This window comes from Shigella sp. SIG6 (assembly GCF_053555815.1).
The window spans coordinates 17568-40189 of record NZ_JBQZXC010000022.1 but is presented as its reverse complement, the minus strand read 5'-3'; the positions used below and the strand labels follow the sequence as shown (position 1 = coordinate 40189).

Genomic DNA, 22622 nt, shown 5'->3' with positions numbered 1-22622 from the left:
AGATCTTATCACCAAACCAGACGCGCTGAGTCACAAAGGTGGCATCAGGTTTAATTGGCGTCACAGTTTCAAAGAAGCGGAAACCCCAGGTCAATAATTTCTCAGACTCATTAAAACGGATACGGTCAGTTTTCGCCCCCAGCACTACGGAGATTAAACGCATATCACCCTGGGTAGCCGAAGCAACCAGATTATATCCCGCACCTGCCGTGGTTCCTGTCTTCATGCCATCAACATTCAGATTGCTGCTCCACAGCAGACGGTTACGGTTAGGCTGACGAATTTTGTTGAAGGTGAACTCTTTCTCTTTATGAATGGCGTACTCTTCCGGCACATCGTGGATCAATGCTTTACCCAGCAATGCCATATCGCGCACGGTACTGAACTGCCCCGGCGCATCCAGGCCGTGCACCGTCTGGAAGGTAGTGTTGGTCAGCCCCAGTTTTTTGGCATAACCATTCATCAGACCAATAAAGGACTCCTAGCTCCCGGCAACGTAATCGGCCGGCGCAATACAGGCGTCATTACCGGACTGGATAATCACACCTTTGTTCAAGTCTGCCACCGAAACCTGATCGCCCGGTTTGAGGAACATTACCGATGAACCACGCAGTGCCGGATTTCCCGTCGCCCAGGCATCTTTACCGACCGTCACCATATCGGTGAGTTTAATCTTATCGGCCTTAAGCGCCTGCCCAACCACATAGCTGGTCATGATTTTAGTCAGGCTCGCGGGATCCAGTTTCTCATCCGCATTGCCTTCTGCCAGCACTTTACCGCTGGCGTAATCCATTAAAATCCATGCACGCGCATCCACGCTCGGCGCTTCAACGGTTTGTTCGGCCGCGAATGCCGTTGGGGCAAAAAGGAATAAAAATGCAGAACCCGCTGCAAGACCACGAAGGAGAGAGGAGTATTGCGTCATAAATGCCACCCGAGTATCCATTCAAAAAAAATACGTTATATCGCCGTATGATAAGTTCGGTGATTAATAACGCACACACAAACTTAAAGAAACCGTAAGTTGGTAAAGTTTTTAAAGTTTATGCAATATCCTGCCGCTTCGCTGCTTCTGGTGTCATTTTTTTGCCAGCTGTTGCTTAAAAGTTAACTTTACTTCACCATCGGAGTCCTGTTCAGTCTGTGGCTGCCTGTCGGAAAAGGGGTGAGTATGATTACGCTGTGGGGTCGGAATAATTCAACTAACGTAAAAAAAGTATTGCTGACGCTCGAAGAACTGGAACTACCTTATGAACAAATTCTCGCGGGCCGTGAGTTTGGGATAAATCACGATGCTGATTTTCTGGCGATGAACCCTAACGGGCTGGTGCCGTTGTTGCGTGACGACGAAAGTGATCTCATTCTTTGGGAATCAAACGCCATTGTCCGCTATCTGGCGGCACAGTACGGGCAAAAACGCCTGTGGATCGACTCACCGGCACGTCGTGCGGAAGCGGAAAAATGGATGGACTGGGCAAACCAGACGCTCAGTAATGCTCATCGCGGGATCCTGATGGGATTAGTCAGAACACCACCGGAAGAGCGCGATCAGGCCGCCATTGATGCCAGTTGCAAAGAGTGCGACGCCCTGTTTGCCCTGCTCGATGCGGAACTGGCAAAAGTAAAATGGTTCTCTGGCGACGAGTTTGGTGTGGGCGATATCGCTATCGCACCGTTCATCTACAATTTGTTTAACGTTGGCCTGACCTGGACACCGCGTCCAAATCTGCAACGCTGGTATCAGCAACTCACTGAACGCCCCGCAGTGCGCAAAGTGGTGATGATTCCCGTTAGCTAATTGCGTGGGCTAACTTTAAGTAATTCCCCACTGGACTCGTCGGTGAGAACGTATAAATAACCGTCGGGTCCAGTGCGAACATCACGAATTCGCTGCCCTCTGTCCGTTAAAATACGGCCATCTTCTGTCACTTTGTCGCCGTTGACGCTCATCACAATGACATCTTTATCTTTCAGCGCCCAATAAATAATTTTTGCTGCCACTGGGGGAATTTATCGCTGTTATAGAAGGCCATGCCGCTCACAGCGGGCGAATCTTTCCAGTAAAAAACAGGTTGCTCGGTCCCGGCGACGATCTCCCCTTTCGCTTCCGGTATCTTAAAGCCTGAATAGTTGATTCCCCAGGTTGCCAGCGGCCAGCCGTAGTTTTTGCCTTTTTGCGGGATATTAATTTCATCACCACCGCGCGGGCCATGTTCATTCAGCCACAGTGCATTACTCCACGGATTCATCGCCATTCCTTGCGGATTACGAATGCCATAAGACCAGATCTCGGCGCGCGCACCGGATTCCTTTATAAAAGGATTATCATCCGGGATTTCGCCCTGGTCGGTCAGACGCACCAGTTTGCCCTGTAATTTATCCAGATCCTGCGCCGTCGGGCGCTGATTGTTTTCGCCCAGAGCAATAAAAAGATAACCTTTACCGTCGAATACCAGCCGCCCGCCAAAATGGTTGCCGGTAGACAGTTTTGGCATCTGGCGGAAGACGGTGCGGAAGTCGGTCACTTTTGAGAGATCATCACTTAAGCGGCCATAACCCACAGCAGTTCCGGCTTTGCCATCATCGCCAACTTCGGAATAACTTAACCAGATGCGGCGAGACTGAGCAAAATCAGGCGCTAAAACCACGTCCAGCAGGCCGCCCTGCCCGTGCGCCCAAACGTCCGGAACTCCGGAAAGCGGCGCAGATAATCCTTTTCCTGCTTGCCAGTGACGCAACTCGCCGCCGCGCAGAGTGATTAACATACCGTGATTATCGGGTAAAAAGGCCAGTGCCCAGGGATGGTCGAGTTTGTCTTGCAGTACTTCGACATTTACCGTTGCAGGAGCCGCCCAGAGAGCGGAAGAAAGACAAATAAGGGGCACAAGGAAAAAGGATTGTCGATGCATAACGCCTCCGGATTGACTCTGGCTTAAAGCGTAGTCAGTGGAGGAGATAACAAATTCATTTTTACAAAAACTTAAACATGAAGGGGGAGACGCTTTCTCCCCCTTAGTTTTCAGGCCTTCTCAAGCATGGCGTGCTTCTGCAGGCTCTGGATACTCAGCGTTAAGCTCATCAGACAATTTTCAAGCTTATCGGCGTTGACGGTAATAACAGTCGGGCAATCATGGTGCCCACTCATCAAACATACTGCGGCTGTCGCTAATGCTTCTTCAGCATGATGAAGAGCACTCCACTCTTCCTGATCCAGATGAAAATTCAACCGCAGCGATTTATCGTGCAGTTCGCGATTCAGTTTAAAAAAGTTATCTCGTAGATGATTGCTTTCGCTGACGGACATGTATCCTTTTGCCTTCCTCAGTTGCACGTATGCAGCGAGGTCAACGCGTGCGTCGATCAACCGGTTCAGCAGATCGATTCGCTGTCTGTCAACGAACATACTTCGATCCTCCTCTTTCCAGCCTTGTTGCAATTAAATAGTATGGCTATTTTTTGAGCAAAATGCTGTCTAGGATCAATTCTTCACGCCGAATTAACAAAATTTACATTTACTTCGCCTCCGCCAGCGAATGAGATTGCGATACAAATTTTATCCAGAACTCTGTAGAATCCCTGCCCTGACCTTTCCTGTAACTGAATATTTTTTAAGCTATGAGAAAAGTAACTCCCCAGCCGAAAATCGGCTTTGTTTCCCTTGGCTGTCCGAAAAACCTTGTCGATTCAGAGCGTATTCTCACCGAACTCCGCACTGAAGGTTATGACGTGGTACCGAGCTATGACGATGCGGACATGGTGATCGTCAACACCTGCGGCTTTATTGACAGCGCGGTACAAGAATCACTGGAAGCCATTGGTGAAGCGTTGAATGAAAACGGCAAGGTAATTGTGACCGGTTGTCTGGGGGCAAAAGAAGATCAGATCCGCGAAGTCCACCCGAAAGTGCTGGAAATCACCGGGCCTCATAGCTATGAGCAGGTTCTGGAGCACGTTCATCACTACGTGCCAAAACCGAAACACAACCCATTCCTGAGCCTGGTGCCAGAACAAGGTGTGAAACTGACGCCGCGTCATTATGCCTATCTGAAAATTTCGGAAGGCTGTAATCACCGCTGCACCTTCTGCATTATTCCGTCTATGCGCGGCGACCTGGTGAGCCGTCCGATTGGCGAAGTGTTAAGTGAAGCGAAACGTCTGGTAGATGCGGGCGTTAAAGAGATTCTGGTGATCTCGCAGGATACTTCCGCCTATGGCGTTGATGTTAAACATCGTACTGGCTTCCACAACGGCGAGCCGGTAAAAACCAGCATGGTCAGCCTGTGCGAACAGTTATCGAAACTGGGGATCTGGACACGTCTGCACTACGTTTACCCTTATCCGCATGTGGACGACGTCATCCCACTGATGGCAGAAGGCAAAATCCTGCCGTATCTGGACATTCCGTTGCAGCACGCCAGCCCGCGCATTCTCAAACTGATGAAGCGTCCGGGTTCTGTAGATCGCCAACTGGCGCGCATCAAACAGTGGCGCGAAATCTGCCCGGAACTGACCCTACGCTCAACCTTTATTGTCGGCTTCCCTGGCGAGACGGAAGAAGATTTCCAGATGCTACTCGACTTCCTGAAAGAAGCACGTCTGGATCGCGTTGGCTGCTTTAAATACAGCCCGGTTGAAGGTGCAGACGCCAATGCTCTGCCTGACCAGGTTCCGGAAGAAGTGAAAGAAGAACGCTGGAACCGTTTCATGCAGCTGCAGCAGCAGATTTCCGCCGAGCGCCTGCAAGAGAAAGTGGACCGTGAAATTCTGGTGATTATCGACGAAGTGGACGAAGAAGGCGCGATTGGTCGCAGCATGGCAGATGCACCGGAAATCGACGGCGCGGTTTATCTCAATGGTGAAACCAACGTTAAGCCGGGTGATATCCTGCGTGTGAAAGTCGAGCACGCCGATGAGTACGATTTGTGGGGTAGCCGGGTTTAATTAATTCAGGCCGGGCAAAATCATTTGTCCGGCCTGCGAATAATGATTACTGCCAGCTAATCTGTGCCCTGCCGTTTTTCTTACTCTTATACAGCCGCTCATCCGCCAGCATTTTCAAGCGTTCGACGGTAGTACATTCATTTGAATGCGCTACACCGATACTGGTGCTTAAATTAATGCTTCCCACCTGGAAATGAACGATTTCTTTTAGTATCGATAGCCACTCTTCCAGCGTGCCGCCAGTATAAATCACCGCAAATTCGTCACCTCCGAAGCAGTAGACTTTACCTTTATCTACCGGGATCTGTGATTTAAGGATTTTCACCACTTTCATCAACACTTCATCGCCCAGCAAATGACCGAAGGTGTCGTTAATGTTTTTGAATTTATCGACGTCAAACAGACACAAATAACCGCCTTTTTCCGGCAGCGCTTTTAAATCTTCATCAAAGGATTTTCTGCCCATTGCTTTGGTCAGGTCGTCCAGGAACGCCGAGTTATACATACTGTAGAGTTTTTTGACATCGGCAGCCGAAAAGAAAAGCCCGCCATCCAGTACGCGTTCAAAATGGTTATTAATGATGGCTTCTTTCTCCACAATACCACGATTAATCACTCTGCGTACCAGATAGAGGCAACTGGCACCCGATATCACTGCCACCAATGCGGCAAAGAAAATAATCAATGTACAAACCCGCAAATAAACATCTTTTTTATACGCAAATACGTACAATCCGGTCGGCAAATAGGCGAAGTGCTCCATCGCTTCCGAAACGGTGAAGATGGCGTTTTTAGCATTATATTCATCACCGGTCACCGGTTTACCGTTCTTAAATAGAGAGAACATCAGGTTCTCGCTGTCCATCGCCAGCGATTTTGACAGTAAAGAAAAACGCTCCAGACCAAGCAAAAATATCAGACTACGATTGTGAGTTACCGGATAGAGGTAATAGACGAAGGTTTTACCGTCAAAAGAGATAAACCCTGTATTTTTGACATGTCGATACTTCACAACCTGCATAATATCTGCACAATAATTTTTCTCGAACTCCTTTACCTGAATACATTCGTCACTGGAAATCAGATAAGGACCGACATCGTACAAATAAGAGGGGGAAACCGAGTCGGCGTAAGCTGTGCGCAAACCAACCAACAGCTGTTCCTCCGTGGGATTTAGCGTGTTGATAAGATCAATTGCCACGCTACGCCGATATTCAGCAATATTTGCCACCGCAAAAGCAGTATCAATAACGGACTGTTTCAGGCTATACACCCGTTCCTTTACCATTTGAGTGTAGATCCCGCAGGCAACTGCTGAAATCATGATAAAAATCAGCAGACTGACTGTAAGTACGAACTTATTGATTCTGGACATACGTAAACTATTCTTTTACTAATTTTCCACTTTTATCCCAGGCGGAGAATGGCATGGGTTTCTGGTACAGATACCCCTGAGCCTGAACACATCCTAATTTAATTAATTCGCGCGCAACGTCTTCGCTCTCTACGCCTTCCGCAATCACCGGGATCCGGTTATAGCGTGCCAGATCGAAAATAATGCGCACAATTTTTCCCGCAGTACCGAAAATATCGCCGGTAAATTGCGAGTCCACCTTTATGCTGTCTGGATTAATTTCATAAAAACGTTTCAGGTTTGACAAACCGGTGCCAAAGTCATCAATCGATATCCGTACCCCTTGTTTACGCAGTTGTTCAATATTGAGATAAAAATGTTCATTAATTCGCTCGATCACGGTTTCAGTGATCTCAACACAGAGGCTGTTCGCCTTCAGGCCATTTTCTTTCATGATGGTGGTAAAACGCTCATGAAAGTGCGGTTCGTTTAACTGCCAGGGCGAAACATTAATATGCAGTAAGAAATCATCCTTCAGCGACGCACGTTGACTAAAATGTCTGAATTCACCCATTGCCGTTTTAATAATCTGATAACCCAGCTCATTGATAAACCCGATATCTTCAGCAATGGTAATGAACTTCAGCGGTGAAATGATCCCCCGCTCCGCAGAAACCCAACGGCACAACGCCTCCGCGCTCAGAATGGCGCGGGTGTTAATATCAACGATCGGTTGATAGACGAGGAATAGTTCGCCAATTTCCATTGCATGGCGAATATTACGCGCAATCCAGATATTCTCTTCTATTTCGTTGAGTTTCGCGTCATCACAGAAAATAAACTCGGAGAACATATGGTCACGGATACTGGAAATCGCCAGTTTCAGTTTTTCTGCGTAACTCCAGGCGTTTTCCCCCTGCAAAGGTTCACAAATGGCAGACTTATGGATGCGCAGATTGCGGTAGCCAAAGCTGCTGTCAAAATCGTTTACCATCGCTATTTTACGGGTAAATGTCTGTACATTTTCCCGACACAGAAGTAAATAGAGATCGGCATTGAATGTCACGATATCGCAGCATTGCGCATATTTCTCGGCAATTCGCTGACACAATTTCCTGACGATTTTATTGCGTTCATCAACACCAAACACCGCTTCCACGGCTTCCAGACCACACAGTTTGATGATCCCCACAGCCAGATACTGATTATTGTTGGACTCAATAATCGCCATATTTTTAATAAAACCGCTTTCCTGATCGTAAGAGATCAGTGAGAACAATTTATTTGACCGTTCAATTTCGGCATCTTTCATTTCCGCGATCGAATTTTTGATGCTGATAATCTCTTTCGCATCGCCTTCGCGAATTTTCAGAGCCTCGATCTGATCCGTTGAGTCGGGCAAAAACGCCAGCGTATTAACCAGCTCGGTCATTTCAGAAAATTGCCGACGGAACACACGAGTGGTCATGAAATATACCACCAGCAATACGATAATAATGAATACAAACGGTAGATAAAAAAGTTTATCTGATGCGTTCAATAAATTACCGCCAGGATAATAAAAATAGATTTAGAACAATGCATTATTTGGCACTGCTGATGTCTTTGCAATATACTCCGTATCGACAGAATCAATAATATTATAATTACCTTCGCTATTATAAATAATCAGTTTTTCACGAGCGAGTTGATTCTTGGCAATGATCTCATGACCTTGTTTCAAAAATAGAACTTCATCATTAGCGCTGATTTGATCAAGATACTCGTTCAGATACCGCCAGTTTAAATCGACATGAATTTTATCTACCGCTAACAAATCGTGATCTTTGCCGTTGATACGTAGCGTAAAAGAGATACATTTTTTACCCGGACGATCAAAGCAATTGTATGCCGGATTCCAGCTGTTGTTAGAGTCATCTGAAGCCACCGACCACGGTCGTTTCGATGGGTTAAAATCGGCAAAAATAACCCGCCCTGACTCGTCGACAAGCGGTCCATTTACTTGTTCCTGATGATAAACAACGATTTTATCATTCGCCCTCCGCGAAAAGAGATAATATTTATTATCATCAAGTACCAGTCCCACCGAGTCTAAAAATGGCATCATTTCCATTTTCAGAATCACGGCGCGTTGAATCTCCTCTGTATTTTTTAATAAATACAGTGAGTCCTTTAATGTCAGGGCCGAACGTTCAATATCTTTAAAGAAATAGCCAACGTTTTTCTGAATAAGTTCAAAGCGGCTATCGGCACGTTTTACCGCGCGTTCCGATACCAGTTGATAGTTAATCATGAAAAAAAGACCAATAAATGACAGTGCTGCCAATAAAAATAAAATTATCAGCCTTATCTTTATCTTTTCGTATAAACTCAGCATGTTAATACATTTAACAAAATAACTATCTGAACGCTGTGCCGCTGCAAAAATAGTCCCTTGCTGCGGCTTTTTAACCAAATTACCCGATTCTACAAAATCAGCAGAAAGTTACAACACTTGCTTAGGGCAATAATTTCCTGTGAGGTGATTACCCTTTCAAGCAATATTCAAACGTAACTATCCTTTAATTTTCGGATCCAGCGCATCGCGTAAACCATCGCCCAACAAATTGAACGCCAGTACGGTCAGAAAAATAGCCAGGGCCGGAAAAACAGCGACATGCGGCGCGATAACCATATCCGCTCGTGCCTCATTGAGCATTGCTCCCCACTCTGGTGTCGGCGGCTGCGCACCGAGGCCGAGAAATGACAGGCTGGCGGCAGAGATAATCGAGGTGCCAATGCGCATGGTGAAAAACACCACGATAGAAGAGACGGTCCCAGGCAGGATATGACGCAATAAAATGGTCATATCGCTGGCACCAATACTGCGTGCTGACTCAATAAAGGTTTGCTGTTTCAACACCAGCGTGTTGCCGCGCACCAGGCGGGCAAACGCGGGGATGGAAAAAATGGCGACTGCGATAATCACGTTAGCAATGCCGCTTCCCAACACCGCAACAACAGCGATCGCCAGTAAAATACCCGGGAAGGCAAACAGCACATCGCAAATGCGCATGATCAGCCGATCCCACCAGCCTTCATAATATCCAGCCAACAAGCCCAGCAACGTCCCTATCGCCACACCGATAAACACGGCAAACACGCCCGCCGCCAGCGAGATTTGCGCACCAACCAGGACACGGCTGAAAATGTCGCGCCCCAGTGAATCGACGCCAAACCAGTGCTGCAAAGAAGGTCCGTTATTCAGATTGTCATAATCAAAATAATTTTCGGCGTCATAGGGAGCGATCCAGCGTGCAAAAATGGCCACCACAATCAATAAAATAACGAATAATGCGGCGGTCATCGCCATATGCTGACGGCGAAATCGTCGCCAGAATTCATGCCACGGTGTACGTACCTGGTCAGGTTTGACCAGTGGCATGGCGTTTAACACCGCCTGACGTCGCCAGTTAAATAGTCGCATCCTTACTTGTACCTGATAGCCGGGTTAATGGCGGCGTAAAGCACATCCACCACTAAGTTGATAAGAATAAATTCCAGCGAGAAAAGCTGAATTTCCGCCTGAATCACCGGGTAATCGCGCATTTCTACAGAGTCAACGAGTAAGCGTCCAAGTCCGGGCCAGTTGAAAACTTTCTCCACCACGATAGAACCACCGAGCAAAAAGCCAAACTGTAAGCCCATCATGGTCACTACCGGGATCATCGCGTTGCGTAGCCCGTGTTTGAGGACAACCCAGGTTTCGCTCACCCCTTTCGCCCTCGCGGTACGCATATAATCTTCGCTTAAAACGTCGACAAATGACGCACGGGTAAAGCGCGCCATCACGGCGGCCACTGCCGCGCCGAGCGTCAGGGAGGGTAAAATGTAGTGCTGCCAACTGTCTGCTCCCACAGTAGGCAGCCAGCCCAGTTCAACGGAGAATACCTGAATTAAAAACATCCCCAGCGCAAATGCCGGAAACGAGATCCCCGACACCGCAATGGTCATACTCAATCGATCCGGCCAACGATTACGCCAGACGGCGGCGATAATTCCCGCCGCCATACCAAATATCACCGCCCAGACCATACTGGTTATGGTCAGCCACAGCGTTGGCATAAAGCGGCTGGCAATCTCATCGGCAACCGGACGACGCGACACCATCGACAGGCCAAAATCCCCCTGCACAGCATTGCTGATATAGTGCCAGAACTGGTGATACAGCGGCTGATCCAACCCCAGCTGCTGACGCACCAGTTCTATAACCTGCGCATCAGCTTCGGGCCCGGCAATCAATCGCGCCGGATCGCCGGGCAGCATGTGGACAAATAAAAACACCAGCACCGAGACGATAAACAGCGTCGGAATCAACCCCAGTAATCGTTTGATAACGTAATTAAGCATTCCACTCCCTGCGTTGCTTATTGCAAATCCGCGTCTTCAAAGCTGAAGCCGGTGTCTAGCATGATCCAAAAACCGGTCAGGTTTTTACTGTGTGCCGACACCAGTTTTTCTACCACCAGCGGGATCCACGGCGATTCTTGCCAGATGATATCCTGCGCCGCCTTATATAAGCGGGTCTTTTCCGCCGGATCATTCGTTTTCAGTGCCTGAGCCAGGAAGTCATCCACCTGTTTATTGCTGTAAAACGCGGTATTAAACAGCGTCGGTGGCCAGTTTTGCGAGGCAAACAGCGGCGATAGTGCCCAGTCGGCTTCGCCGGTTGAAGCCGACCAGCCAGTGTAGAACATCCGCACGCCGCTCTCTTTTTGCCCTTTACCTTCAACTTCTGCCGCCCGCTGTCCGGCATCCATCGCGGTCACCTGGGCTTTAATCCCGACCTGCGCTAACTGCTGCTGGGTAAATTGCAGCACTTTCTGCGCGGTGCTGTGGTTATGTGACGACCACAGCGTGGTACTGAAACCGTTGGGATATCCCGCCTCTTTCAGTAATTCGCGCGCTTTCACTGGATCGTAAGGCCACGGTTTATAACTTTGCGCGTAGGCGATACTTGGCGGTACCACACCAGTAGCTGGCGTTGCATAGCCCGCAAAGGCAACTTTCACCAGCGCCGGACGGTTAATGGCGTAATTCAGCGCCTCACGGACCTTCGGGTTATCGAACGGCTTTTGCGTCACGTTCATACTGATATAACGCTGCATAATTGACGGACTGGCCATCAACTCGATATTTTTGTTTTTCTCCAGCAGTGTGGCCTGCTCGTAGGGAATGGGGAAAGCAAACTGCGCTTCACCGGTTTGCAGCATTGCCGCGCGGGTGTTGTTATCCGCCACCGGACGCCAGGTTATGCTGTCCAGTTTGGGCAATCCTGGCTGCCAGTAACCCGCGAATTTTTTCACCTTCACAAAATCGGTCTGATTCCAGGTATCCAGTTCATACGGTCCGGTTCCCACCGGATGAAAACCAATCTCCTTGCCATATTTTTCCAGCGCTGTCGGTGAAATCATCGCGGTCGCCGGATGGGCAAGAATATTAATAAACGCTGAGAACGGCTGTTTGAGGGTAATCTTTACCGTTGTCGGATCGATCGCCTCCGTTTTGGCAATATTCTTATACAGGTTATAGCGTTTAAGATGATTCGCCGGATCGCTGGCCCGGTCCAGATTCGCTTTTACCGCCACTGCGTTGAAATCGGTGCCATCCTGGAATTTAATTCCTTCCCGCAATTTCACGGTGTAAGTAATGCCGTCATCGGAAACGGTATAACTCTCCGCCAGCACGTTTTTCAGTTTCATCTCTTTATCCAGACCGAACAGCCCCTGGTAAAACGATTTCGCTACGGCCTGAGATAACGTGTCATTCGCGTCATACGGATCGAGCGTGGTGAAATTCGATCCTACCGCCACCACCACATCTTTGGCAGCGAATGCACAAGATGCCATCAACGCTGTCGCAATGCCCAGCGCCACTAACCCACTACGGTGTACAGCTCTTGCCATTTTATTCTCCGCCTGAATGTTATCTACGCATGAATGCGTATTCTGATTGTGGTTGTGCGACGTAATGCCCCGGCCCGACGCATTGCAACGAGACGGCTGCCACCCCTTCGCCACGCAGATGAATATTGCTGGGAAGATCGTCCGACAGCAGTACACGCTGCGGTCGTTGTCGGGACGGTTCAGCGACCGGAACTGCCGCCAGTAATTTACGCGTATAAGGATGCTGCGGGTTTTCGAAGACCGCGCACCGTGAACCAATTTCAACAATTTGCCCGAGATACATCACCGCCACACGATGACTAATCCGCTCTACCACAGCCATATCGTGGGAGATAAACAGATACACAATGCCGAAATCACGCTGGAGATCGAGCAACAAGTTGATAATCTGCCCGCGAATAGAAACATCCAGCGCCGAAACGGCTTCGTCGGCAATGATCACTTTTGGATTCAATGCCAACGCGCGAGCAATGCAGATGCGCTGGCGCTGACCGCCGGAAAACTCATGCGGGTAACGCCAGGCATGTTCAGGTAACAGGCCCACGCGTCCAGCAACCACGCAACGCGTGCAGCCGCGTCTTTACCTGGCAATAAACCGTGTACACGCAGCGGTTCGATAATCGAATCACCGATGGTCTGACGTGGGTCCAGCGAAGCGTAAGGGTCCTGAAAAATAAACTGAATATCCCGGCGCAATGCCTGAAGTTTGCCAGGTGACAAGGTATCGATTCGCTGACCGTTAAAGATAATTTCGCCGCCCTGCGATTCTACCAGGCGCAGCAACGCCCGCCCGGTAGTGGATTTACCGCTGCCAGACTCGCCCACCAGCGATAGCGTTTCGCCAGGCCAGAGATCAAAACTGACTTTCTCAACGGCATGCACTTCCCGCGTTACGCGATTCAACAAACCGCTGCGCAAAGGGAAACGGGTGACAAGATTACGCACCCGTAAAACAGGTTCGCCATCCACCACCGTTTTCTGCTCGATGGGGGGTTCCTGTTTCGCTGGATGTTCAAGCGATATCAATGGGAAACGTCGGGGATAATCTAACCCTTTCATCGCACCAAGTTGCGGAACAGCAGCTAACAGCGCACGGGTGTAAGGATGTTGCGGTGCATGAAAAATCTGTTCGACGGTACCCGTTTCCACCGCCTCGCCCTGATACATCACCAGTACCCGATCGGCAATCTCTGCCACCACGCCCATATCGTGAGTGATAAAGATAACGCCCATCGACATCTCTTTTTGTAATACTTTGATTAATTGCAGGATCTGCGCCTGAATAGTGACATCCAGCGCGGTGGTTGGCTCATCGGCAATCAGCACCGCCGGGCGGCATGACAGCGCCATCGCAGTCATCACTCGCTGGCGCATCCCGCCAGAGAGTTGATGCGAATAACGTGAAAGAATGGTTTGTGCCTCCGGAATGCGTACCTGATCCAGCATCCGCTTCGCCTCGACCATCGCTTCTTCACGACTGGCGTTCTGATGCAGACGAATTGATTCGGCAATCTGTTCACCCACAGTAAATACTGGGTTCAGCGATGTCATCGGCTCCTGAAATATCATCGCCATATCCGCACCGCGCACATGGCGCATTTGTGCAGCGCTCTGCTCGCTAAGTTCAATCACATCACGACTGCGCCGCCGCAACAGCATTTTATCGCACTGTACTAAACCGCCCGCCTGTTCCAACAGACGCATCAATGCCAGCGCAGTCACTGACTTACCGGAGCCGGATTCGCCTACAATTGCCAGCGTCTCACCGCGTTGCAGACTAAAAGAGAGATTGCGGACCGCAGCTATTTTCTGCTGGTCCTGCATAAAGGCAATATTAAGATTTTCAACCGCCAGCACATTACCGGCATCAAGTTCATCACTGTGTGGCAACGGTGTCCCCTTTTTCACGGTAGATACCGGTGGTTGGCGTATCGCCTGCGTAGCCCCAGGCGCGATACATTCCTTCGGTGTTAAACGGTAGCGCGACATTCCCTTCATGGTCGATAGCGATTAAGCCACCGCTACCGCCAAGCGCAGGGAGTTTTTCCATTACTACCCGCTCGCAGGCTTCCGCGAGACTTAATCCGCCGTAATCCATTAACGCGGCGATGTCATATGCCGCCAGCGCGCGGATGAAGACTTCGCCTGTGCCGGTACAAGAAACCGCCACACTGGCGTTATTGGCGTAGCATCCGGCACCCACTAAGGGACTATCGCCAACTCGTCCGGGTAATTTATTGGTCATTCCGCCTGTGGACGTGGCTGCCGCCAGATTGCCGTCTAAATCCAACGCCACGGCCCCCACGGTGCCCATTTTCTGTTTTTCATCCAGTGGCGCACCGCTATGGTCGAGGACTGTTGCCCCTTCCTCGCGCGCTGCCAGTAGTTGTTCATAACGCAAAGGCGTGGAGAAAATCTCCGGTGAGACGCGCTCCATGCCATGAGCAAACGCAAAATTTTCTGCCCCTTCGCCAATCATCATCACATGCGGGCTTTGCTCCATCACCAGCCGGGCGGCAAGAACCGGATTACGCAGATGACTAACGCCCGCCACCGCACCGGCTTTCAGGGTGTTACCATCCATCACACAGGCGTCCAGTTCATGGGTTTCATCACGCGTAAAGACAGCGCCAATTCCGGCGTTAAACAGTGGACACTCTTCCAGCAGACGCACCGCTTCCGTCACCACATCCAGCGCACTTTCGCCGGCTTCCAGCATTTTCTGCCCGGTTTCAACAATGGCAGACAACGCCTCGATGTAGCGTAATTCCTGTTGCAGACTCATCTGCGCGCGGCTAATTGCACCTGCGCCACCATGAATTGCAATGACTGCTTTGCCCATAGTATTCGTCCATTAAGGGTGGCTCGCCACTTTTGCTATAAATATCAGAATTTTTATGAGTTACTCATTCAATTTTTGAATATAGAAAGATGGATATGGCATGTAAAGGCAGGAGCCAACGCTACGCCCGAGGTGGCATACAGTCTATGGCGTTTTTCTGACATAATAGGCAAATTCGATTTTGCCTCCGCAGGAGTGTTTTCATGGAATTTACCACCGGATTGATGTCGCTCGACACCGCGCTTAATGAGATGCTTTCTCGCGTTACCCCACTGACCACCCAGGAAACGCTGCCACTGGTTCAGTGTTTTGGTCGTATTCTGGCGAGCGATGTCGTTTCGCCACTGGATGTCCCGGGGTTTGATAACTCCGCTATGGACGGCTACGCGGTGCGTTTAGCCGATATTGCCTCCGGGCAACCGCTGCCCGTTGCCGGTAAATCCTTTGCCGGTCAGCCATACCATGGTGAATGGCCTGCGGGTACCTGCATTCGTATTATGACCGGTGCGCCGGTGCCGGAAGGCTGCGAAGCGGTGGTGATGCAGGAGCAGACTGAACAAACGGACAATGGCGTGCGTTTTACTGCTGAAGTGCGTAGCGGGCAAAATATTCGCCGTCGCGGTGAAGATATCTCTGCAGGTGCGGTTGTTTTCCCGGCGGGAACTCGCCTGACTACCGCAGAGCTGCCAGTAATTGCTTCACTGGGGATTGCCGAAGTTCCGGTGATTCGTAAAGTGCGTGTAGCGCTTTTTTCTACCGGTGATGAACTCCAGTTGCCCGGTCAGCCGCTGGGCGACGGCCAAATCTACGACACCAACCGTCTCGCCGTACACCTGATGTTAGAACAGCTGGGTTGCGAGGTAATCAACTTAGGGATTATCCGCGACGATCCACATGCCCTGCGCGCCGCATTTATTGAAGCCGACAGCCAGGCGGATGTAGTGATCAGTTCCGGCGGTGTTTCAGTGGGTGAAGCGGATTACACCAAAACAATTCTTGAAGAGCTGGGGGAGATCGCCTTCTGGAAGCTGGCGATTAAACCAGGTAAACCGTTCGCGTTCGGTAAACTCAGCAATAGCTGGTTCTGCGGCCTGCCGGGCAACCCGGTTTCAGCGACGCTGACCTTCTATCAACTGGTACAGCCTTTGCTGGCAAAACTAAGCGGCAACACCGCCAGCGGCCTGCCCGCGCGCCAGCGCGTACGCACAGCGTCCCGCCTGAAAAAAACGCCAGGACGTCTTGATTTCCAGCGCGGCGTGCTGCAACGCAACGCCGACGGTGAACTTGAAGTGACGACCACCGGACATCAGGGTTCACATATATTTAGCTCCTTTAGTCTCGGCAACTGCTTTATCGTGCTGGAACGCGATCGCGGCAATGTGGACGTGGGCGAATGGGTGGAAGTAGAACCGTTTAACGCGTTGTTCGGAGGCCTGTAATGGCGGAACTCAGCGATCAGGAGATGCTGCGCTACAACCGGCAAATCATTCTGCGCGGTTTTGATTTTGACGGTCAGGAGGCGCTAAAAGATTCTCGTGTGCTGGTAGTCGGCCTCGGTGGACTCGGCTGCGCAGCTTCGCAGTATCTGGCAAGCGCCGGTGTCGGCAACCTGACGCTGCTCGACTTCGACACGGTTTCGCTCTCGAATCTGCAACGCCAGACACTGCACAGTGATGCCACGGTCGGGCAACCGAAGGTGGAATCCGCCCGTGACGCCCTGACGCGGATCAACCCACATATCGCGATTACGCCAGTCAATGCACTGCTAGATGACGCAGAACTTGCAGCATTGATTGCTGAACACGATCTGGTGCTCGACTGTACGGATAACGTTGCGGTACGTAATCAACTGAACGCAGGCTGTTTTGCCGCGAAGGTGCCGCTGGTTTCCGGCGCGGCAATTCGTATGGAAGGGCAAATCACGGTCTTCACTTATCAGGACGGCGAACCGTGCTATCGCTGCCTTAGCCGTTTGTTTGGCGAGAACGCGTTAACCTGCGTAGAAGCAGGCGTGATGGCACCGTTGATCGGCGTAATTGGTTCGTTGCAGGCAATGGAAGCGATCAAACTGCTGGCAGGTTATGGCAAACCGGCCAGCGGGAAAATCGTCATGTACGATGCGATGACCTGTCAGTTTCGCGAAATGAAACTGATGCGCAATCCGGGGTGTGAGGTGTGCGGGCAGTAATTGCCACCTCCAGGCCTGATAAGACGCGACAAGCGTCGTATCAGGCATTTGCTCCAGACGCCAGATGCGGCGTGAACGCCTTATCTGGCCTACGGTTCGGGCACAGATTTCCAAGCGCGGCAGGCATCGGTGCACTCCGCCACGTCATCAGCAATTTATGAGGATGCAGAACGTCCGGTTAAATCGACGTTCTGCCAAACGCTCCCTGCCAGTCCTGCTCAAACTTCGCCACAGCGGCTTCCACCGCCGGATAGCTAATCATCTGTTGTGCCACATCCAGTGGCAGAGTAATTGATTCACATCCTGCCAGTAAGCAGTCCAGCGCCTGACGCGGGGTTTTGAAACTCGCTGCCAGCACTTTCGCCTGCGGCGCATGCATTTTCAATAACTGGTGTAAGTCGGTCACAGTCTGAATGCCGCTACCGCCCTGAGCATCAATACGATTAACGTAAGGCGCAACATATTCCGCACCTGCCAGCGCCGACAGCAGCCCTTGTGCCGCGCCATATACCGCGGTTCCCAGCGTCGGAATCCCTTCCGCTTTTAACATCTTAATCGCTGCCAGCCCCTCGGCTGTCACCGGAACTTTCACCACGATATCCGCAATAATAGAACGCAGCTTAAGCGCGTCATTCACCATCCCTTCAGCAGTGGTAGCCATTACCTGGGCAAACAGACGCCCCTGACCGCCCATCGCTTCATGAAGTTGCGGAAGCACAACATCCAGCGGTTTTTTACCCGCGGCGATAATGCTTGGGTTAGTGGTCACACCCGCCAGCGGAAAAATACGTGACAGCGCCTTCACCGCAACAACGTCTGAAGTATCCAGATACAGTTCCATAACCATCCTCAAAATGTACTTTTTGTCTGAATGTAGACTATCACGGGAAAACTCTCTGAACAGTTGACGCACATCAATCTAACTTTCATTCGAAAGTATTTTAATATTTGAACGAAACAGAGAGGCAACTATGATTTTCAATATTCAGCGCTACTCGACCCATGATGGCCCCGGTATCCGCACGGTCGTATTTCTTAAAGGCTGTTCGCTGGGCTGCCGCTGGTGTCAGAACCCGGAAAGCCGCGCCCGTACGCAGGATCTGCTGTATGACGCACGACTGTGTCTGGAAGGCTGCGAGCTGTGCGCTAAGGCCGCGCCGGAAGTGATTGAGCGCGCGCTGAATGGTTTGCTTATTCATCGGGAAAAGTTAACCCCGGAGCATCTGACGGCGTTAACCGACTGCTGTCCGACACAGGCGTTAACCGTGTGTGGTGAAGTGAAAAGCGTTGAGGAGATCATGGCGACCGTTCTGCGCGATAAACCGTTTTACGATCGCAGCGGCGGCGGCTTAACGCTTTCGGGTGGTGAACCCTTCATGCAGCCGGAAATGGCGACGGCGCTGCTGCAAGCCTGCCACGAGGCAGGCATTCATACTGCGGTAGAAACCTGTCTGCATGTGCCGTGGAAATATATCGCCCCTTCTCTGCCCTATATCGATCTGTTTCTTGCCGATTTAAAACACGTTGCCGACGCGCCGTTTAAACAGTGGACCGACGGTAACGCCGCCAGGGTGCTGGATAACCTGAAAAAACTCGCCGCAGCGGGCAAAAAAATCATTATCCGCGTGCCGCTGATTCAGGGCTTTAATGCCGACGAAACCTCTGTAAAAGCCATTACCGATTTTGCCGCCGACGAGCTGCACGTTGGCGAAATTCATTTTCTGCCCTACCACACGCTGGGCATCAACAAATATCACTTACTTAATCTGCCCTATGACGCCCCGGAAAAACCGCTTGATGCGCCAGAGCTGCTCGATTTTGCCCAGCAGTATGCCTGCCAGAAAGGGTTAACCGCGACCTTACGAGGATAACAACCATGACCACACTGAAACTGGACACGCTCAGCGACCGCATTAAAGCGCACAAAAATGCGCTGGTGCATATTGTGAAACCGCCAGTCTGTACCGAGCGCGCGCAGCACTATACCGAGATGTATCAACAACATCTCGATAAGCCGATCCCGGTACGTCGCGCGCTGGCACTGGCGCATCACCTGGCGAATCGCACCATCTGGATCAAACACGATGAGTTGATCATTGGCAACCAGGCAAGCGAAGTTCGCGCCGCGCCGATCTTCCCGGAATATACTGTCTCGTGGATCGAAAAAGAGATTGATGATCTGGCAGATCGTCCCGGTGCTGGCTTTGCGGTGAGCGAAGAGAACAAACGTGTTCTGCATGAAGTGTGCCCGTGGTGGCGCGGTCAGACGGTACAGGATCGCTGCTATGGCATATTTACCGATGAGCAAAAAGGTCTGCTGGCGACCGGCATCATTAAAGCGGAAGGCAATATGACCTCCGGCGATGCGCACCTGGCGGTCAATTTCCCGCTGCTGCTGGAAAAAGGGCTTGATGGTCTGCGTGAGAAAGTAGCGGAACGTCGCTCGCGCATCAATCTGACAGTGCTGGAAGATTTGCACGGCGAACAGTTCCTGAAAGCGATTGATATCGTGCTGGTGGCAGTCAGTGAACACATTGAACGTTTCGCTGCCCTGGCGCGTGCAATGGCCGCGACCGAAACCCGCGAAAGCCGTCGCGATGAACTGCTGGCGATGGCAGAAAACTGCGATCTTATCGCCCACCAGCCGCCGCAGACTTTCTGGCAGGCGCTGCAACTGTGTTACTTCATCCAGTTGATTTTGCAGATTGAATCTAACGGTCACTCGGTGTCGTTTGGTCGTATGGATCAGTATCTCTACCCGTACTATCGCCGCGACGTTGAACTGAACCAGACGCTGGATCGCGAACACGCCATCGAATTGCTGCATAGCTGCTGGTTGAAATTGCTGGAAGTGAACAAAATCCGCTCCGGCTCCCACTCAAAAGCCTCTGCGGGAAGTCCGCTGTATCAGAACGTCACCATTGGCGGACAAAATCTGGTTGATGGTCAACCAATGGACGCGGTGAATCCACTCTCTTACGCGATCCTCGAATCCTGCGGTCGCCTGCGTTCCACTCAGCCTAACCTCAGCGTGCGTTACCATGCAGGAATGAGTAACGATTTCCTCGACGCCTGCGTACAGGTGATCCGCTGCGGCTTCGGGATGCCGGCATTCAACAACGACGAAATCGTGATCCCGGAATTTATTAAACTCGGTATTGAACCGCAGGACGCTTATGACTACGCAGCGATTGGTTGTATAGAAACCGCCGTCGGTGGCAAATGGGGCTATCGCTGTACCGGCATGAGCTTTATCAACTTCGCCCGCGTGATGCTGGCGGCGCTGGAAGGCGGGCGTGATGCCACCAGCGGCAAAGTGTTCCTGCCACAAGAAAAAGCGTTGTCGGCAGGTAACTTCAACAACTTCGATGAAGTGATGGACGCGTGGGATACGCAAATCCGTTACTACACGCGTAAATCAATCGAAATCGAATATGTCGTCGACACCATGCTGGAAGAGAACGTGCACGATATTCTCTGCTCGGCGCTGGTGGATGACTGTATTGAGCGAGCGAAAAGTATCAAGCAAGGCGGCGCGAAATATGACTGGGTTTCTGGCCTGCAGGTCGGTATTGCCAACCTCGGCAACAGCCTGGCGGCAGTGAAGAAACTGGTGTTTGAACAGGGCGCGATTGGTCAGCAACAGCTGGCTGCCGCACTGGCGGATGACTTCGATGGCCTGACTCATGAGCAACTGCGTCAGCGGCTGATTAACGGTGCGCCGAAGTACGGCAACGACGATGATACCGTCGATACGCTGCTGGCTCGCGCTTATCAGACCTATATCGACGAACTGAAACAGTACCATAACCCACGCTACGGTCGTGGTCCGGTTGGCGGCAACTATTACGCGGGTACGTCGTCTATCTCCGCTAACGTACCGTTTGGCGCGCAAACTATGGCAACGCCGGACGGGCGTAAAGCCCACACCCCGCTGGCAGAAGGCGCTAGTCCGGCCTCTGGTACTGACCATCTCGGCCCTACTGCGGTCATTGGCTCAGTGGGTAAACTGCCTACGGCAGCGATTCTCGGCGGCGTGTTGCTCAACCAGAAACTGAATCCGGCAACGCTGGAGAACGAATCTGACAAGCAGAAACTGATGATCCTGCTGCGTACCTTCTTTGAAGTGCATAAAGGCTGGCATATTCAGTACAACATCGTTTCCCGCGAAACGCTGCTGGAGGCGAAAAAACATCCGGATCAGTACCGCGATCTGGTAGTGCGTGTCGCGGGTTATTCCGCCTTCTTCACCGCGCTCTCTCCAGACGCTCAGGACGATATCATCGCCCGTACTGAACATATGCTGTAATCTCTTCGGCCCGGCTGCGGCGTCGCCGGGCTAAATCATTCACATCATCAATTTCATCCTTACTTTCATTCGAAATATAATTTGTGCTCTGCGTCACATTGTTATTACACTGTTACGGTTTCATTTTCGAGCCAGGAGCACACCTATGAGCGTAAAAGTTATCGTCACAGATATGGACGGTACTTTTCTTAACGACGCCAAAACGTACAACCAACCACGTTTTATGGCGCAATATCAGGAACTGAAAAAGCGCGGCATTAAGTTCGTTGTCGCCAGCGGTAATCAGTATTACCAGCTTATTTCGTTCTTTCCTGAGCTAAAGGATGAGATCTCTTTTGTCGCGGAAAACGGCGCACTGGTTTACGAACATGGCAAGCAACTGTTCCACGGCGAACTGACCCGACATGAATCGCGGATTGTTATTGGCGAGTTGCTAAAAGATAAGCAACTCAATTTTGTCGCCTGCGGTCTGCAAAGTGCATATGTCAGCGAAAATGCCCCCGAAGCATTTGTCGCACTGATGGCAAAACACTACCATCGCCTGAAACCTGTAAAAGATTATCAGGAGATTGACGACGTACTGTTCAAGTTTTCGCTCAACCTGCCGGATGAACAAATCCCGTTAGTGATCGACAAACTACACATAGCGCTGGATGGCATTATGAAACCCGTCACCAGTGGTTTTGGCTTTATCGACCTGATTATTCCCGGTCTACATAAAGCAAACGGTATTTCGCGGTTACTGAAACGCTGGGATCTGTCACCGCAAAATGTGGTAGCGATTGGCGACAGCGGTAACGATGCGGAGATGCTGAAAATGGCGCGTTATTCCTTTGCGATGGGCAATGCTGCGGAAAACATTAAACAAATCGCCCGTTACGCTACCGATGATAATAATCATGAAGGCGCGCTGAATGTGATTCAGGCTGTGCTGGATAACACATCCCCTTTTAACAGCTGACCTCTCTACCGGAGCCATGCGCTCCGGTTTTCCCTTCTTTTTACATCCTGTACATCACATCAAATCATTAAACTTGCATTAA

At 50.8% G+C, this 22622-nt stretch carries 14 protein-coding genes and 4 pseudogenes; 7 read left to right on the top strand and 11 right to left on the bottom strand.

Translation table 11 applies throughout. From position 1 onward, the window contains the following. Positions 1–925: pseudogene (locus ACUU1M_RS06130) on the bottom strand (serine hydrolase); the annotation flags it as partial. A 246-nt stretch (positions 926–1171) separates the two neighbouring features. Between ACUU1M_RS06130 and gstB the strand changes: the two are divergent. After that, complete coding sequence (gene gstB, locus ACUU1M_RS06125; protein ID WP_001295292.1) at positions 1172–1798, top strand: glutathione S-transferase GstB; 627 nt, start codon at positions 1172–1174, stop codon at positions 1796–1798. Here the strand turns inward: gstB and ACUU1M_RS06120 are convergent. After that, positions 1795–2765, bottom strand: a pseudogene (locus ACUU1M_RS06120) (PQQ-dependent sugar dehydrogenase). The gene gstB and the pseudogene ACUU1M_RS06120 overlap by 4 nt on opposite strands. A 254-nt stretch (positions 2766–3019) precedes the next feature. Further along, the gene (bssR, locus tag ACUU1M_RS06115) at positions 3020–3403 is read right to left on the bottom strand and encodes a biofilm formation regulator BssR (protein WP_023281798.1); all 384 of its coding nucleotides are present in this window, start codon (positions 3401–3403) and stop codon (positions 3020–3022) included. 212 nt (positions 3404–3615) lie between these two features. On the opposite strand from bssR, the gene rimO reads away from it, so the two are divergent. Then, entirely contained in the window at positions 3616–4941 is a 1326-nt protein-coding gene (gene rimO, locus ACUU1M_RS06110; RefSeq protein ID WP_001233477.1) for a 30S ribosomal protein S12 methylthiotransferase RimO, read from the top strand. A gap of 46 nt (positions 4942–4987) precedes the next feature. Here rimO and ACUU1M_RS06105 read toward each other — a convergent pair whose 3' ends face one another. The 7 genes and pseudogenes from ACUU1M_RS06105 to iaaA all read right to left on the bottom strand — a co-directional run bounded on the left by ACUU1M_RS06105 (position 4988) and on the right by iaaA (position 15082). Beyond that, the gene (locus tag ACUU1M_RS06105; RefSeq protein ID WP_152028890.1) at positions 4988–6316 is read right to left on the bottom strand and encodes a GGDEF domain-containing protein; all 1329 of its coding nucleotides are present in this window, start codon (positions 6314–6316) and stop codon (positions 4988–4990) included. Positions 6317–6323: 7 nt separating this feature from the next. Next, positions 6324–8672: pseudogene (locus tag ACUU1M_RS06100) on the bottom strand (sensor domain-containing phosphodiesterase). Positions 8673–8849: 177 nt separating this feature from the next. Beyond that, entirely contained in the window at positions 8850–9761 is a 912-nt protein-coding gene (gene gsiD, locus ACUU1M_RS06095) for a glutathione ABC transporter permease GsiD (RefSeq protein WP_001236054.1), read from the bottom strand. Between the two features lie 2 nt (positions 9762–9763). Beyond that, positions 9764–10684 carry a glutathione ABC transporter permease GsiC gene (gene gsiC, locus ACUU1M_RS06090; protein ID WP_000936033.1) on the bottom strand — a complete coding sequence of 307 codons (921 nt, stop codon included), beginning with the start codon at positions 10682–10684 and terminating at the stop codon, positions 9764–9766. 17 nt (positions 10685–10701) lie between these two features. Next, the gene (gene gsiB, locus ACUU1M_RS06085; RefSeq protein ID WP_000090145.1) at positions 10702–12240 is read right to left on the bottom strand and encodes a glutathione ABC transporter substrate-binding protein GsiB; all 1539 of its coding nucleotides are present in this window, start codon (positions 12238–12240) and stop codon (positions 10702–10704) included. A 19-nt stretch (positions 12241–12259) separates the two neighbouring features. Beyond that, positions 12260–14130: pseudogene (gsiA, locus tag ACUU1M_RS06080) on the bottom strand (glutathione ABC transporter ATP-binding protein GsiA). After that, positions 14117–15082, bottom strand: a complete 966-nt coding sequence (gene iaaA / locus ACUU1M_RS06075) for a beta-aspartyl-peptidase (RefSeq protein ID WP_000513761.1) — start codon at positions 15080–15082, stop codon at positions 14117–14119. Before iaaA ends, gsiA begins: the two are co-directional and overlap by 14 nt. Before the next feature lie 203 nt (positions 15083–15285). On the opposite strand from iaaA, the gene moeA reads away from it, so the two are divergent. Then, the gene (moeA, locus tag ACUU1M_RS06070) at positions 15286–16521 is read left to right on the top strand and encodes a molybdopterin molybdotransferase MoeA (RefSeq protein WP_000397401.1); all 1236 of its coding nucleotides are present in this window, start codon (positions 15286–15288) and stop codon (positions 16519–16521) included. Continuing rightward, complete coding sequence (gene moeB / locus ACUU1M_RS06065) at positions 16521–17270, top strand: molybdopterin-synthase adenylyltransferase MoeB (protein ID WP_000829250.1); 750 nt, start codon at positions 16521–16523, stop codon at positions 17268–17270. The genes moeA and moeB overlap by 1 nt, the downstream gene beginning before the upstream one ends. A 178-nt stretch (positions 17271–17448) precedes the next feature. Here moeB and fsa read toward each other — a convergent pair whose 3' ends face one another. After that, a complete protein-coding gene (gene fsa, locus ACUU1M_RS06060; RefSeq protein ID WP_005067242.1) occupies positions 17449–18111 on the bottom strand; it encodes a fructose-6-phosphate aldolase in 663 nt (220 codons plus the stop codon). 130 nt (positions 18112–18241) lie between these two features. On the opposite strand from fsa, the gene ACUU1M_RS06055 reads away from it, so the two are divergent. The 3 genes from ACUU1M_RS06055 to ybiV all read left to right on the top strand — a co-directional run bounded on the left by ACUU1M_RS06055 (position 18242) and on the right by ybiV (position 22540). After that, entirely contained in the window at positions 18242–19141 is a 900-nt protein-coding gene (locus ACUU1M_RS06055; RefSeq protein WP_000576964.1) for a glycyl-radical enzyme activating protein, read from the top strand. A 5-nt stretch (positions 19142–19146) separates the two neighbouring features. Continuing rightward, positions 19147–21579 (top strand): glycyl radical protein, encoded by a 2433-nt coding sequence (locus ACUU1M_RS06050; RefSeq protein ID WP_000209308.1) that lies wholly within the window; start codon positions 19147–19149, stop codon positions 21577–21579. 145 nt (positions 21580–21724) lie between these two features. Then, a complete protein-coding gene (gene ybiV, locus ACUU1M_RS06045) occupies positions 21725–22540 on the top strand; it encodes a sugar-phosphatase YbiV (RefSeq protein WP_000114270.1) in 816 nt (271 codons plus the stop codon). Positions 22541–22622 lie beyond the last annotated feature (82 nt).